This is a genomic window from Cohnella nanjingensis (genome assembly GCF_014212125.1).
Taxonomy (GTDB): domain Bacteria; phylum Bacillota; class Bacilli; order Paenibacillales; family Paenibacillaceae; genus Cohnella; species Cohnella nanjingensis.
In genome coordinates this window covers 184,869-198,419 of record NZ_JACJVP010000001.1, presented here as the reverse complement: position 1 = coordinate 198,419, position 13,551 = coordinate 184,869, and the positions used below count along the sequence as shown (strand labels likewise).

Here is a 13,551-nt window from a genome sequence, read left to right as displayed (position 1 = left end):
GAACATCATGATGAACAACAAGAAACCCTTCAAGATAATCGCGGCATCCGCTATCGCATTCACCGTATTATTCGGAGGCGCGGCCGCGATCGCGCCGGCGCAGCAAGCCAGCGCGGCGACCGTCTCCGCCAGTTCCAAAGCGTCCGGCATCATCGCGACCGGCAAGAAGTATTTAGGCGTCAAATACAAGTTCGGCGCCAAGACGGGCGTAACTAGCTCGTTCGATTGCTCTTCCTTCACGCAATACTTGTACGGCAAATACGGCGTCAAGCTGCCGCGTACTTCGCAAGCGCAGTCCAAATCGGGCAAGTACGTGTCCCGCAACAACCTGAAACCGGGGGATCTCGTCTTCTTCTACTCCCCGATCCATCACGTCGCGATCTATATCGGCAACGGGAAGATCATGCACACTTACGGCAAACCGGGGGTAGTGATCTCGAGCCTGAAATCCGGCTGGTGGAGCGATCACTACAAGACGGCACGACGCGTCCTGTAGTTGACGCCGTTCTCAGGCAACCACTTTATTGCATCGGCAGAGCCGCTTCCCATGGAGCGGCTTTTCTGCGCTTTGCCGCAGCGCCCCGCATATCCCGCTCTGCCGCCCGCTCCATCTCTTCTCAGCCTCCGCGTACCCGTTTGCGTTCTATTGGCCGTTTGAACCGGACGGCATCGTGTTTCCGGACCGCCACTTGGACCTGTTCTTCAGCAGCTTCAGCTTGCCCGTGTTAGTCAGATTCAGCTTGACCTCCACCTGGATCGGCAGCCGTTCGAACTTCGTTTGCTGCGCCCGCAGCTTCTTCCAATCCTTCAGATGCCAGCGATAGACGGCCTCCTCGACGTTGAACAAGTCCATCTCCCGTTCCCGGCCAAGCGCAATCGCCTCCTCCAGATCCTCCTTCAGATTCTGCTCCGCGAGCCGGATCAAGTCCCGGTCTTGGGCCTCCTGCAGCATCTCGTGCACAAAGGCATCCACGGTGACGCGCAGCGTGAAAGCCGGTCGTCCGCCCTTTGCGGCATACGTCAGCTTATGTTTGTTGCTCGCGACCAACAAAACCGCGACCACGTCTGAGCCCCGCCGCACCTCCATGAACGTTCGGGACGCATCCGCACGCACCCATCGTATGTCCCTCAGCTCTTTTTCCGTCAGATATCCTTTGTCTTTCTCCTTCTCGACGACGAATGCGCCGTCGTACATCAGGAAGTTCGGGTGTTTGTCTCCTTGAATCCAGTTCCGGTCGTTGATCCTCAGATTGGGCAGCAGCGTCGTGTTGGTTTCCGAGTGATATTCTCTAACGAAAGCCTGCAGGGTCATCGGCGCGACGAGCGGCTTGCCCGGTCCTTTGGGCACGGGCTGATACAGAAAGCTGTACAACGGCGACTCGAACAAACGCGCGGAAGTCAAGATCTTCTCCGGCGACTCGTTCGTCCCGATCAGGTTGATATTGTACCGGACGGCCCGGCTCCGATTGATGCCGTCGAGCACTTCGTCCATGTGGGACAGCGTCGGTTCGGTGACGACGACGGTCATCAGGTGATCCAGCGTCGGGGCCAGCTGCGAGCTGCGGTACATCTCGTTCAAAGCCAGATGAACGGTTCGTCCTTGCCCGTGGCCGACGAAGGTCGGCATCTTCGATCCGGAGCCTTCTGTCTTAGCCACATCCGCCATATTGATAAGCGCGGCGTATACGGTATAGATCTTAGTCTTCTCTTCATAGTCGACGCCCATGGACGTGAAATAGTTGATTTCCTGGATCGCGGACGCGTCCCAGCAGGAAGCCAGCGTCGCGCTGGCGGCGAGCGCCCCGATCGCCTTCATCAGTTTGGCCGGCATGGTCTGCATCGGCTTCCCTCCGCGCTTCACTTGGATTTGGGGCGCGGCCCAAGCGGATTGTGCAAGTACTTCGCCGGGAACCGGAGGAAGGCGAACCAGAAATCCCTCCACTTGATCGGGGCAATCGGCGACAGATAGGGGACGCCGAAGGAGCTAAGCGACGCCAGATAGAACAGGATGGCGAACATGCTGACGAAAAAGCCGAACATCCCGAGGAAGGAACTCGCGAGCACGACCCCGATGCGCATCAGGCTGACGGAGCCGAGCAGCGTCTGATTCACCAGCGTAAAGGAAGAGATATTCGTGATCGCCGACACGACCAGCATGGTAGGAGACGTCAAGCCCGCGCGAATCGCGGCATCCCCGACGATGATCCCCCCGACGACGGCGACCGTCTGCCCGACGGCCTGGGGCAGCCGCAAGCCCGCTTCCCGGAACAGTTCGAACATGCCGAGCATGAAGAACATCTCCATCGTAGTCGACATCGGCAATCCCGACCGGGACATGACGATCGTCGAGAGGAGCGGAAACGGAAACTGGTCGACGTTGAAAGCGGACAGCGCCACCCAGAACCCGGGGAGCGCCAAAGTCGTCACGAAGCCGAACAGACGGAGGATACGCTCCAAAGTGACGTAATAGAAGGAGTTGTGGTTGTCTTCCGCCGACTTCAGTAGATTGTACAGGTTGATCGGGGCCAAATAGCCGAGCGGCACGCCTTCCATTAGGAAGGCGACGCGGCCGGCGATCAACGAGCGCACGACATAGTCCGGCCTGCCGGTGTAGTCGATGAGAGGGAAGAGCGAGTTGGAGCGGTCCGCGATCATCTCCTCCCATTGGCCGGAACCGGAGATCACTTTGGCGGTGATCTTCTTGAGGCGATGCCGGGCTTCCTTCACCAGACCGGGCGGCGCGATCGACGCCATGTAGAGCAAGGCGATCTTCGTCTGGCTCTCGCTGCCGATCTTGTGCTGTTCGACTTTCAGATCCGGCGTTCGCAGCCGCCTGCGGACCAGCGTTAGATTCACCGGCAGCTCCTCGATGAACCCGTCCCGCGGACCTTTGACCGAGATCTCGGCGCTGGATTCCTCCGGCGTCCGCTGCGGCAGATCGGCGATCGGATAGCCGTAGATCCGTCCGTCCGCGAACAGGATGACGCTGCCGGAGAACAGTTGCGCGAACACGTTCATCCGATGCCGTTCATCAACGACGTGGAGCGGAACGGCGGCCAGCGGAGGAATGAAGCCCCGGGAATCGGCGAGACCCGCCCGCACCTCCGGCAGCAGCTTCTCCGCGAACAGCGCGCCGTCGATCATCCGGTCGGTGTAGGCGAGCACCGCGCTGCGCTCGCCGACGCTAATCCGCTCCATGCTGACATCCGTGCAGTTCGGGATCGCCTCATCGAACCACTCATATCCGGTCTGCACCACGGTCTTCCCCTCCTTTCCGGCGAACGCCGGCCAACACGAACAGATAGACCGACAAGAGCAGCATCACGACCAGAGAGATCGGCATCCATCGGCCGAAGAACCTGTACTGAAGCGCATCCCCGAAGGGATAAGCGTTGATCGCCACGAGGACAATGCCGAGGACGACCAGCCCTCCGATCCTTCGACCGGGCGTACGAAAGTTCAAGAGATCGAGGAGCAGGCAGAGCGTGGCGGCCGTTCGGATGAAGGCGCCGCTGAGCCACTGGAAGATGGCGAAGAAATCGACGTGCTCGATATACTTGCCGATGCGGACGAGCCGCCATTGGGCATAGGCGGGAAACCGGAGCGAGGTCGCCTCGTACACCCCGAACTCCGTCGTCGCGCCGACGACGGGTCCGAAGCAGAGAATGGCGACGATCGCGCCGGTAATATACAAGTGAAGGGGGTTGAACGGCTTGGCGGTATAGGACTGAAGAAGCGCGAAGATCAGGAGCTCGGCAAACCCGCTCCCGACGACGACCATTCCGTCCCAGATCGGCGCATAGCCGTGTTCGAGAACCGGGAACAGCTGATCATAGTCCTTGCGGGACGAGTTGGCGCCTGCAACGAAGAAGCCGAGCACGATGACGACCGGCAGCAAGATGCAGGAGATGTAGACGATGATATGGAGACCTTGGTATGCGGCGAACGCGCAGAGCAGGACGAAGACGACGGACGTCACCAAGCTCGGCGTGGAGGGCAGATAGGAGCTCGTCCCCCAGGTCATCGTATCGACGGTCGTCACGATCGACGAGCCTAAGAGGAACGCGCAGACGAAGCCGACGATGATGAACTTGGTGATCGATCCACCCTTCTCCTGCAGCCAATCGAGCACATGCTGCGTTCCGATATCGCGGACGATCCGGTAGACGGCGAGGAGCCATATCATCATCACGACCGTCGTGGCGAGAATCGCGACCCAGGCGTCGCGTCCGGATGCGTCGAACAACAAAGGCAGAATGATCACATGATTCAGCAGTCCGACGGACAACAAGACGGTCGTGATAATGGATATGCGGCCTACGCGGACAAACGGCATCATGCGGGCATCCCCTCCGGTACTTTACCATTTCCGGGGATTGGTGGTATTATGCAGGGACATCTCGCCGAGAGGCGCAGCCGGACGCTTAATTCTCCTGTCTGGTCAGCTTCAGCAGACGGGCGAGCACATCCGAACTCGAGAAGTCTTCGCCCAGAAAGACAGCCACGTCGGGGACGGGCTTCTGCGGCGCGATGCGCAGGAAGTCCGTTTCCTTGTAAGCATACTGAAACAAGAAACGGCTGGCCGTATCCGTGAAGGTGACGATCCCCTTCGCGCGATAGACGCCGTCCGGCAGTTCGCGCAGCATCCGTTCGAAGTCCGCGCTATCCACGGGCCCGCTCAAATAATGCGTGAGTACGTTCACGTGATCGTGGGCGCGCTCGCGATCCGGATGCGAATGCCCTTGCGCGCGGGAACCGCTGTGATCTTGGTTTCGATCGCGGTCTTGGTGAAGGTTGCGTTCATGGCGATGGTCGTGATTATCGCTGTGAGCATGGTTATGGTCATGGGCATGGTCATGGGCATGGTCGTGATTACGGCTATGGCCTTGATCATGGCTTTGGTCTCGTTCATGCATCTGCTCGTGGTTTTGTTCGCGGTGATGGCCATGTTCTCGCGCTTGCGGTTGGCCGCCGTCGCGACGGCGCTCGTCCGTCCCGTCCGGCCGGCTGCGGAAGCGACCCGGCAGCGCACGTTCGATCGCCTCCGGATTCACTTCGCACCGGACCGACGGCAAGATCGGCGCGGACGCGTTCCATTCCCGCAGCTGCGCAGCCAGCTCCGCAATCTCGGCTTCCCCGACGAGGTCCGTCTTGTTCAGCACGAGCAGCGAAGCGCCGCGGATCTGATCGCGCATCAACCGCAAGGTCTTGCCCGCGCCGACGCGCATGCGGTCCAGCAGGTGCCGGGCGTCCACGACCGTGACGAGCCCGCACAGCTCCAGATGGGCGTACAGCGAAGCCTCCGTCACGGCATCCATCATCGCGAGCGGCTGCGCCACGCCGGTCGACTCGATCCAGACGACGTCCGGACGATGCTCTTCGACCAGGCGCAGCAGCTCCATCCCGAGATCCGCCTTGATCGTGCAGCAGATGCAGCCGCCCAGCATCTCGGCCATCGGCACGGCGCTGTCCACCAGCAAGCCGTCCAGGTTCACCTCGCCCGACTCGTTCATCAGCACGGCGGCCTTCTCTCCCCGCGCGCGCGCATCCGCCAGCATGCGCTGCAGCATCGTCGTCTTGCCGCTCCCGAGAAAACCGGACAGCGCATACACTTTTACCGCGTTTGTTTCTCCCATCCCGCATCCCCCTCCTGTACGACGCTCTCCCCATCTCGATCCGAATCTCTAATCGCCGGCCCTCTCGGCATTCGTTCCATCGAAGCTCGAACGGATAAACCAAGCGAGGACACGGCGATGCGACCCGTCAAAAAAACACCCCGGAAGCGCAGCGCTTCCGGGGAAGATCACTTCTCTGCTTATCGTCTCAGCGACGCGTAGGCGGCGCGGATCGGCTCCACGCACTCCGGCGCTTCGTTCGACCGGTCGTTCACGTACGCCCCCACCGGATAGCTGGCCAATTCGGCATCGTCGAGACGCCGAATGTGCGGATAGACGCCACGGTACTCGACGTTGCCCTCGCTGAGCCATGCGTCGATTCCCGCATCGTCGAGGATCGCCGGCATCCTCTCCGCATAGTCGGCTACCGCTTCGTTCGGCGCGGTCGTCAGCATCGTATACGCGCGAATGTCGCCGCCTTCGACCCGCGGCCAGATCTCGTAGAATCCCGGGACGGCGAACGTTCTGCGGTCTCGCATGACGAAGTGGATCGGCTGATGAACCTTGCCCTTCGTCTGCCAGCCGTAGAAGCCGCTGATCGGAATGACGCAGCGCTGCTTGTTCAAGATGCGCTTGAAGATCGGCCGGTCGCCGATGCCTTGCCCGTCCGCGTTCACCGCGTCCTTGGACCAATAGGGCATCAGTCCCCAGCGCAGCGTATCCAGAATCCGTTCCCGGCCTTCCTCGAAGATCACCGCCGCGGATTGCGTAGGCGCGATGTTGTAACGGGGCTTGTAACTGCCGACGACTTGGCCGATCCGGAAACGCTCGACGAGATCCGGCAAATCCGCGACAAGCGAGAATCTCTGACACATGGGAGGCACCGCCTTTTTCGTTTCCTCCCAGTATTTGCTTGTCCCGAGAAAATATGCGCGGCTCCCTTAAGCGTCCTGCGGGTGCCCGGTCGCGACCAGCGCCACGGCAGCCGCGTTCGCCTCTACTTGGGCGACGTCCTTGCAGCCCGGAATGACCGCCGTCACCGCCGGATGCTTCAGGCACCAAGCCAGCGCCCAGGCGGCCATATCGACGCCTGCCGGCACCTCCGTTCGTCCGATCTCTTCGACTTCGCGCAGCAGCCGATCCTGCTCGGCCGCATCGCGGCGGGAACGGACGTCATCGCTGCCGAAATGGGTCCCCGGCTTGTATTTGCCGCTGAGGAAGCCGCTAGCCAGCGGCACCCGCGCCAGCACGCCGAGATTCTGCTCCAGGCAGGACGGAAACACTTCCTCCTCCGGCGCGCGGTCGAGCCGGTTGTAGACGACCTGTATGGCTTGGGCGCCGACGGCGGTCGCCTTCGAAGTCTGATGAATGTTCCGGTTCGAGCCGATGGAGATGCCGAGATGACGAATCTTGCCCGCTTCGACCTGTCGGTTCAGCGTATCCCATAGCGCATCCGAATCGAATGCGGCGTCCGGCCCCGAGTGGAACTGGTACAGATCCACATAATCGGTCTGAAGCGCCTTCAGCGACAGCTCCAGCTGCCGGACGACGTCGGCCGGATCGTAGACGTCCGTCCGCTCGAACGGACGATGGAAATGATGTCCGAACTTCGTGGCCAGCACCCATTCGGAACGGTTGTGCCGGATGGCGGGCCCGATGAGCGATTCGGACAGATGGTCGCCGTAGCATTCCGCCGTATCGATGAGGTTGATGCCGAGCTCGCGCGCGCGACCGAGAATCGCGTCCGCTTCCCCTTGCTCGTATGTACGGCCCCATTCGCCGCCGAATTGCCAGGTCCCTACGCCGACGACGGATACCTTCAGTCCGGTTGCGCCTAATTGGCGATATTTCATGAATGGATGCCCCCTAATCTTAAGCTTCGACCGTTACCGCCGTGCCGCTCACCGCCACCATGAGCATGCCTTCGCGCACGACTTCATAGTCCACGTCCACGCCGACGACCGCATTGGCGCCCAGACGCTGCGCTTGCGACACCATCTCGCTGACGGCGATATCGCGCGCTTCCTTGAGCTTGCTCTCGTACGAGCCTGCGCGTCCGCCGACCACATCCGTGATCGAGGCCAAAAAGTCGCGGAAAATGTTCGCGCCCATGATGGTCTCGCCGTTCACCAATCCAAAGTATCTCGTGATGCGGTACCCTTCGACGTTCGGTGTTGTCGTGACTAGCATGCCGATGACCTCCATGGCTCCCAAGAATAGAATTCGCCCTCATTTTACCATACCGCCCGACGGCAGCCAAACGAGCGCCCCTAGTTCAGGTAACGGGGCGCTCCAACGCCGTACTGGTTCAGATAATGCGTCTTGGCCAGCTCCCGCAGCTCGTCGTCAAAGCCGTCGAGCTCGTGCAGCAAGGCCAGGCGGTCGGACTCGCTCCGCTCGCCCCCCGCATACAGGAGCCATTGCGCCAGATCGTCGGCCGCGCGCGTCCGGTCGAACAGACGATGGTAGAACAAGGAAGCCCGCTCCAGATAGGTCTGCGCCTCGAACGGACTGAGCGCGAGCGAACGCGAATACGCCTCGATCGCTTCGTCGTTGCGGTCCAGGCGCGCCAATACCGCGCCCAGATTGAACTCCCCCTCCGCGTCGCCGGGCTGCGCGGCCGCATAAGACCGGCAGTCCGAGAGCGCCGCCTCGTAATCGCCCATCCGGTAATGGACGATGCCGCGCAGCCGCAGCATCCGAGGCTGCCTGGCATCCAGCGCGAGACCGGCATCGCAATCGTCGCGCGCCTCCTCGAGCTTCTCCATCGCGAGCCGGCAGCGGGCGCGCCGTTCGTAGAGCAGCGCGTTGTCCGGCTCCAGCCGGATCGCGCGGCCGAACTCCTCTTCGGCGAGCGCCTTGTTGTCCATCCCCAAGTAGATCTCGCCCATGGCGAACGCCGTCCGGCTCTCCTCCGCGAGGCTCGCGTCCGCCTCGACCGCCGCCTGAATGTCCAGCATCGCTTCCTCGTAGCGGTCCGCCATATAGCGGGAGAAGCTTCTGCGCATGTAAAAGTCCGAGTTTCTGTCCAGTTCGAGCGCTTTGGTATAGGCTTCTTCGGCCTGGTCGAACCGCGAGGTGTCGATGGCCAGCTCCGCCTGCTGCTTCCAGTTAAGCGGATCTTCCGGTTCCAGCTCCGTCAGGCGGCGGCTTCCCCGCCACGCTTCCTCCGGATGGCCGGCGTCCCGGAGCACGTCGATATGCCAGAAGCGGACGACCGTGTTGTCGGGGAATCGCTCGCCGGCCTGCTCCAGGATGGCCAGCGCTTGCGGCCAGCTCTCTTGCTTGCGATAGATCGCGCACTTCTCCATATACGCCGGAAGACGATTCGGATAGCGCGCGATGACGAGGTCGAATTGCGCGAGCGCTTCGTCCGTATGGCCGGCGTCGCGCAGCAGCCCGCCCTTCCGGTTCAACAATTCCTCGGCGTCGGGATATTGCGCGAGTCCCTGCTCGACGGCGGCCATTGCCGCATCCTTCTCGCCCAACCGCTCGTGCAGCCGGGACTGCTTCTGTCTGAATCCGTATTCCCCGTCGACTTGGGACAGCGCGTTGCGGACGCCTTCGAGGGAGTAGCCGGTCCTCCGGCGATAGTAGATCAGCCCCTGGTCCGGCTGCGCGTGCAGCCGGGTCTGCTGCTCGGCGGCCAAACGCACCTCCGCCAGCGACTCGCGGATCCGACCCGCGGCTTCCAGCGCCTCGCCTAGGCGGAAGCGCTGAAGCGGCACGACCCGGTCTTGATCGGCGACCGCGACCCGATACGACGCGATCGCTTGCTCGTAACGCTGCATGCGGAAGTAGATATTCCCTAGCTCGTAATGCACCGTCCCGGCCGCGTTGCGGTCGGCGCGCCGGAGCGCCTGGTTCAGGTCGCGGGCGGCCGCCTCCTCTTGCCCCATATCGGCCAATACGACCGCGCGAATGTACCAATACGCATAGGGCGCGGGATCCAGGCGGATCGCTTCGTTCAGATCCGCGAGCGCTTCCTCGGGCCGGTCGATCTCGTGGTAGATGCGGGCTCTCCGTTCGTATGCGGCCGCGATCGGCTGCTCGGAAAGGAGCCGTCCGAGCGCCTGCAAGCCCCGTACCGTATGGCCGAGCCCATGCAGGAGCGCCGCATATTGGACGACGGCGAGCGGCTCCATTCGCCGCTCGCCCAGTTTCTCGTACCAGTACAGGGCGCGCTTCGCGTTGCCTTTCTTCTGGTTGCGCGCCGCCAATCGAAGCAGGATGCGGTCATGGATGCGCATGGCGTCCCTCCTGGCAAGTGGAAACGGCTTCGCTCCGGCGGAGCGGGCGAATGCCTTTTTAGCGTAGGCGAGTCAGACCGGATCGACGAAAATAAGGATCCTGCGATCCGGCAAGGATTAACGGCTTCGCTGTCTTCCCGGACGAGGGCGACGCGGTCTTACCGGCGGTCATACGGCCCTGGCTAGACGCGACTTATCCATGCCGTATGGCCAAGAAAGCTGCCGGTACAAGCCCGGCAGCTCTCTCATTGCGAATGTTCGTCCGATGCCGGCACGTCTTCCTCGACCGCGAATTCATAGTCGTCGATGTCGAATACCTGAACGGGGATGCTGTTCTGCACGACTTTGTCCTGGAATTCGATATGGTCCGTCAGCACCGGGCACTGCAAGCGGAGCGAAGCGAGGACGAGCTCCGTCTCGATCGGATCGAGCATCTCTCCGTATTGCATGTTCTCGACGGCGTTGACGACGATCATCGTCACGCGGTCGTTGATGGGCAGCGGCGGACTTTCCTTCCACGGCGCCATCAGCGCGCGTTCGAGCTTCTTCTTGTTGAACGGATCTTCGAAGTAGGCGATCATCTCGCCGATCTTGCCTTTGACATGACGATCGTCGTCCGGATCCGGCATGACCGGCTCCGGGCTGTCCTTCATATCGTAGAGCTCCATGATGGTGGAGTAAGGAATCCTGTATTCGACAGGACGTTTCGGCAGAAGCAGTTGGCCATATATGGCGATCATGACCGCCTCGATGACAAAACGTCGATTCATCTTCGGTGCTCCCTCCTACAGCGGCGTATGACCGATTGCACATTGTTTCTCATTATATCATAAATTCGCGTCCGCCATGCCAACGTATAAGATATAATATGCACAGATCGAGCCGCAAGACAACCATTCTGCCGCGAAGGAGTCGGTGCCGGATGCCGGATTTGAGCTTGGTCAGGTTCGCCGGATTGCGTTACGAGCACGAAGAGAACGCTTTTCGGGACGAGATGCTGCAAGCCGGATATTATGCGTTCTTCGCGTTCCTCGAAGAGTTTAGAGCCTTCCTCAGAGCCTACGGCGACGACGGGATCGCGGAAGCGTCGTCGCGTATCGCCCTCGCCCGCAGGCTGTTCCCGGAGGCGGAGCGGATCAGCCCGTCATGGGCGCGGATCTGGACCGAATTCGAACGCATCGCCGCCGGCAAGAACGAAGCCATGGCCGCGGTGTCCCCGCTTGAACGGCCGGGCGAATGGCAGGTGCTGATCGACAACCCGCACCTGCCGCAGCAGGTCGTCTGCTACCCGGATCTCGCCTTCCTGGACGCAGCATATGCATACGGCTATTTCAGCCTCGAGCTGAAGCCCAACGAGAATTTGAAGCTGCAGAAGACAATGACGGCGCTCCTCGCGCAAGGCGACCGCTCCGCTTCCTTGCCCGCCTTCGATTAATCCGCCGCTTCTCCCGGGCAAGATAGAGAAGGATATACGCTGAAGGAGCGGTTGGCGCGTCCCGGCCGGTAGTAGGGATAGTCCATCATATGCTGCGCCTGGCGCGCGGTATCGACGTTTGTCAGCATCTCGACGACGAATAGGCCGATATCGACGGAAGTCGCCACGCCCGCCCCGGTGACGACGTTCCCGTCCCGCACGATGCGCGCCTGCAGGACCTCCGCGCAATCGGGGGCCAGCAGCTCGTATGCGGACGGATTGGTGGTCGCCCTGCGCCCCGCCAGCAGTCCCGCGGCGCCCAGCAGGAGCGCGCCGGTGCAGACCGATACGATCCACGGCGCGCGGGCGGCCGTGCGCAGCCAGCCGACGAACGATTCGTCGAAGCGCAGCTCGCGCGTGCGGAACCCGCCGGGCACGAACACCAGATCGAAGACGGACAGATCGGGATCGACCCTGCAATCGCCCAGCCTCATCCCCCGGTCGTCCGTCACGGTTGCCGCCGGGCCGCACAGTTCGTATTCGACCTCGTGACCGAGGCGGTTCAGCGACGTCAAGCCGTCGAAGAATCCCGCGAAGTCCAGCGTCGTCATTCCGTCGAACAGGACGAATGCCGCTTTGATCTTCATGCCCGTTCTCCCCTTCCGTTCCCTACCGCTTCCGTTCCTTCAGCCGATCGGATATGCTCCGATTATAGATCCGAACCCTCACTTTGACCAGACAAGGCGGTGTTCCCCATGTCTACCGACAGCCACGGTTCGCCGGCAGTCGATCTGAACGGCTTCCGATCGCGGATCGAACGCGCCAAGATCGAGACTTGCCACGTGCGCCTCGGCGGACGCGACCTGGTCGCTTACGCGCGGAGCGGCAAGTCCGCCAATGCCCTGCACCGGATCAACTCGATCACGAAGAGCGTGCTCTCCCTCCTGATCGGCATCGCGCTGGACCGCGGCGACTTGGACGCGCTGCAGACGCCGGTCGGCGCCTACCTGGAGGGCGTGCCCGAAGACAAGCGGCAGCTCACGCTCGCCCATCTGATCACGATGACGGACGGCCTCGACTGGCCGGAATGGGGCGACTGGAACGGACAGCCGACCCCGATGTACGACAGCCCCGACTGGGTCGCCTTCGTGTTGGGACGGCCGGTGAAGGCTCCGCCGGGCACGGCCATGGCCTACAATTCGGGAAGCTCCCAGCTGCTAAGCGCCGTTCTGCAGCAAGCGACGGGCATGACGACGGAAGCCTACGCCGCCCGCCATCTGTTCGGGCCGCTCGGCATCGAGGATTGGCTCTGGCACGCCGACGCGCAGGGCGTCGTCATCGGCGGATTCGGCCTGTCTCTGAGAGGACGCGATTTGTTCAAGCTGGGCTTGCTCATGTTGAACGAGGGGCGCTGGGAAGGACGACAGATCGTTCCGGCGGCATGGGCGAGACAGGCTACGCGCCCGCAGCACCACACGTACGACCATGTCGGCTCTTACGGCTACCATTGGTGGATCTATACCGGAGGCACGCCTTCTCCCGTCTCGCCTGCGACTTTTTTCGCTATGGGGTACGGCGGACAGTACGTCTTCGTCATGCCGGAGCGGAAGCTCGTCGTGTCTTTCACAAGCAATTTATATCGTCAAACATTTATGCCATTAAATTTATTCGCGGAAACATTTCTGCCCGGCTCGAATCGCCAGCCCGTCTCGCGCTAAGACAGAGAGGCCGGACTAGCGCGGTCCCTAACGGCATAGCAGCTTCGCGCCATCCAGCACGAAGAGGGCGAAGCCGCTCTCTTCGCCCCTGCCCTGCCCTGACCTAACCTGACCAACCCAACCTTTCGCTTTGTCCGCTTCGGTCAGCTTCGCCCTGCCCGACCTTTCGCTTCGTCCGCCCCGCCGCTTCGAATCAGGCATGCTCCCTCTCCTCCGCGTGAAGCTCGCCGTTCGTCAAGATCACCCGGAGGCGCGGATCGTTGCGCAGCTTCACGTTCGCCATTTTCGCCTCGTGCTCGCCGAGGGCGCAGGGCTTCCAACGCCCGAGCTCCTGCACCTGCTCCCATTCCGATTTCAGCCGATCCGGCTTTCTCGCCGCGCCTTCCTCGCCCGGCTGCGCATAGACGCCTGCGCGGGCTAACGCCGCGAGCCGCTCTTCCTCGTCCGGCACATCCTCCCAGAGAAGGATCCCGAAGTACCGGAGCTGATAGCCGTTCGTCTGCACGGCCGCGAGCAGCTCGCCCGTCACGACATGTTTGAGCGCGTAAGCCATC

Annotated in this window: 15 protein-coding genes; 3 read left to right on the top strand and 12 right to left on the bottom strand. The window is 61.9% G+C overall.

What is annotated here, in order from left to right; all coding sequences use genetic code 11:
* The first annotated feature begins 10 nt into the window (after positions 1 to 10).
* The gene (locus tag H7C19_RS00865; protein WP_376775290.1) at positions 11 to 496 is read left to right on the top strand and encodes a C40 family peptidase; all 486 of its coding nucleotides are present in this window, start codon (positions 11 to 13) and stop codon (positions 494 to 496) included.
* Between the two features lie 147 nt (positions 497 to 643).
* Here H7C19_RS00865 and H7C19_RS00860 read toward each other — a convergent pair whose 3' ends face one another.
* From H7C19_RS00860 to H7C19_RS00820, 9 genes are all read right to left on the bottom strand, one after another.
* The gene (locus tag H7C19_RS00860) at positions 644 to 1,840 is read right to left on the bottom strand and encodes a Ger(x)C family spore germination protein (protein ID WP_185140664.1); all 1,197 of its coding nucleotides are present in this window, start codon (positions 1,838 to 1,840) and stop codon (positions 644 to 646) included.
* A gap of 17 nt (positions 1,841 to 1,857) precedes the next feature.
* Positions 1,858 to 3,258, bottom strand: a complete 1,401-nt coding sequence (locus tag H7C19_RS00855) for a spore germination protein (protein ID WP_313731247.1) — start codon at positions 3,256 to 3,258, stop codon at positions 1,858 to 1,860.
* Positions 3,239 to 4,339 (bottom strand): GerAB/ArcD/ProY family transporter, encoded by a 1,101-nt coding sequence (locus H7C19_RS00850; protein WP_185140663.1) that lies wholly within the window; start codon positions 4,337 to 4,339, stop codon positions 3,239 to 3,241. The genes H7C19_RS00855 and H7C19_RS00850 overlap by 20 nt, the downstream gene beginning before the upstream one ends.
* An 85-nt stretch (positions 4,340 to 4,424) precedes the next feature.
* A complete protein-coding gene (locus H7C19_RS00845) occupies positions 4,425 to 5,636 on the bottom strand; it encodes a CobW family GTP-binding protein (RefSeq protein ID WP_185140662.1) in 1,212 nt (403 codons plus the stop codon).
* 179 nt (positions 5,637 to 5,815) lie between these two features.
* Positions 5,816 to 6,490, bottom strand: a complete 675-nt coding sequence (locus H7C19_RS00840; protein WP_185140661.1) for an SOS response-associated peptidase — start codon at positions 6,488 to 6,490, stop codon at positions 5,816 to 5,818.
* A 66-nt stretch (positions 6,491 to 6,556) separates the two neighbouring features.
* Positions 6,557 to 7,468, bottom strand: a complete 912-nt coding sequence (locus H7C19_RS00835) for an aldo/keto reductase (protein ID WP_185140660.1) — start codon at positions 7,466 to 7,468, stop codon at positions 6,557 to 6,559.
* Positions 7,469 to 7,487: 19 nt separating this feature from the next.
* Positions 7,488 to 7,805, bottom strand: coding sequence for a YbjQ family protein (locus tag H7C19_RS00830; RefSeq protein ID WP_185140977.1), 318 nt, complete (start codon positions 7,803 to 7,805; stop codon positions 7,488 to 7,490).
* Positions 7,806 to 7,885: 80 nt separating this feature from the next.
* Complete coding sequence (locus tag H7C19_RS00825) at positions 7,886 to 9,865, bottom strand: tetratricopeptide repeat protein (protein ID WP_185140659.1); 1,980 nt, start codon at positions 9,863 to 9,865, stop codon at positions 7,886 to 7,888.
* A 245-nt stretch (positions 9,866 to 10,110) separates the two neighbouring features.
* A complete protein-coding gene (locus tag H7C19_RS00820) occupies positions 10,111 to 10,635 on the bottom strand; it encodes an ADP-heptose synthase (protein WP_185140658.1) in 525 nt (174 codons plus the stop codon).
* A 152-nt stretch (positions 10,636 to 10,787) separates the two neighbouring features.
* Between H7C19_RS00820 and H7C19_RS00815 the strand changes: the two genes are divergently transcribed.
* Positions 10,788 to 11,300 (top strand): hypothetical protein, encoded by a 513-nt coding sequence (locus H7C19_RS00815; protein WP_185140657.1) that lies wholly within the window; start codon positions 10,788 to 10,790, stop codon positions 11,298 to 11,300.
* Here H7C19_RS00815 and H7C19_RS00810 read toward each other — a convergent pair.
* Positions 11,297 to 11,926 carry a DJ-1/PfpI family protein gene (locus tag H7C19_RS00810; protein WP_221468973.1) on the bottom strand — a complete coding sequence of 210 codons (630 nt, stop codon included), beginning with the start codon at positions 11,924 to 11,926 and terminating at the stop codon, positions 11,297 to 11,299. The genes H7C19_RS00815 and H7C19_RS00810 overlap by 4 nt on opposite strands.
* A 108-nt stretch (positions 11,927 to 12,034) precedes the next feature.
* Here H7C19_RS00810 and H7C19_RS00805 point away from each other — a divergent pair, with 108 nt between their 5' ends.
* Positions 12,035 to 12,997, top strand: coding sequence for a serine hydrolase domain-containing protein (locus H7C19_RS00805; RefSeq protein WP_185140656.1), 963 nt, complete (start codon positions 12,035 to 12,037; stop codon positions 12,995 to 12,997).
* A 27-nt stretch (positions 12,998 to 13,024) separates the two neighbouring features.
* Here the strand turns inward: H7C19_RS00805 and H7C19_RS00800 are convergent, their stop codons facing one another.
* Positions 13,025 to 13,198, bottom strand: a complete 174-nt coding sequence (locus H7C19_RS00800; RefSeq protein ID WP_185140655.1) for a hypothetical protein — start codon at positions 13,196 to 13,198, stop codon at positions 13,025 to 13,027.
* Entirely contained in the window at positions 13,191 to 13,550 is a 360-nt protein-coding gene (locus H7C19_RS00795) for a hypothetical protein (RefSeq protein WP_185140654.1), read from the bottom strand. Before H7C19_RS00795 ends, H7C19_RS00800 begins: the two co-directional genes overlap by 8 nt.
* Position 13,551 lies beyond the last annotated feature (1 nt).

Coding starts and splice junctions, on each gene's coding strand:
- H7C19_RS00845 (WP_185140662.1), bottom strand. CDS start 5,636: ATGGGAGAAACAAACGCGGTAAAAGTGTATGCGCTGTCCGGTTTTCTC.
- H7C19_RS00795 (WP_185140654.1), bottom strand. CDS start 13,550: ATGGCTTACGCGCTCAAACATGTCGTGACGGGCGAGCTGCTCGCGGCC.
- H7C19_RS00815 (WP_185140657.1), top strand. CDS start 10,788: ATGCCGGATTTGAGCTTGGTCAGGTTCGCCGGATTGCGTTACGAGCAC.
- H7C19_RS00805 (WP_185140656.1), top strand. CDS start 12,035: ATGTCTACCGACAGCCACGGTTCGCCGGCAGTCGATCTGAACGGCTTC.
- H7C19_RS00810 (WP_221468973.1), bottom strand. CDS start 11,926: ATGAAGATCAAAGCGGCATTCGTCCTGTTCGACGGAATGACGACGCTG.
- H7C19_RS00830 (WP_185140977.1), bottom strand. CDS start 7,805: ATGCTAGTCACGACAACACCGAACGTCGAAGGGTACCGCATCACGAGA.
- H7C19_RS00850 (WP_185140663.1), bottom strand. CDS start 4,339: ATGATGCCGTTTGTCCGCGTAGGCCGCATATCCATTATCACGACCGTC.
- H7C19_RS00835 (WP_185140660.1), bottom strand. CDS start 7,468: ATGAAATATCGCCAATTAGGCGCAACCGGACTGAAGGTATCCGTCGTC.
- H7C19_RS00865 (WP_376775290.1), top strand. CDS start 11: ATGAACAACAAGAAACCCTTCAAGATAATCGCGGCATCCGCTATCGCA.
- H7C19_RS00820 (WP_185140658.1), bottom strand. CDS start 10,635: ATGAATCGACGTTTTGTCATCGAGGCGGTCATGATCGCCATATATGGC.
- H7C19_RS00825 (WP_185140659.1), bottom strand. CDS start 9,865: ATGCGCATCCATGACCGCATCCTGCTTCGATTGGCGGCGCGCAACCAG.
- H7C19_RS00860 (WP_185140664.1), bottom strand. CDS start 1,840: ATGCAGACCATGCCGGCCAAACTGATGAAGGCGATCGGGGCGCTCGCC.
- H7C19_RS00800 (WP_185140655.1), bottom strand. CDS start 13,198: ATGCCTGATTCGAAGCGGCGGGGCGGACGAAGCGAAAGGTCGGGCAGG.
- H7C19_RS00840 (WP_185140661.1), bottom strand. CDS start 6,490: ATGTGTCAGAGATTCTCGCTTGTCGCGGATTTGCCGGATCTCGTCGAG.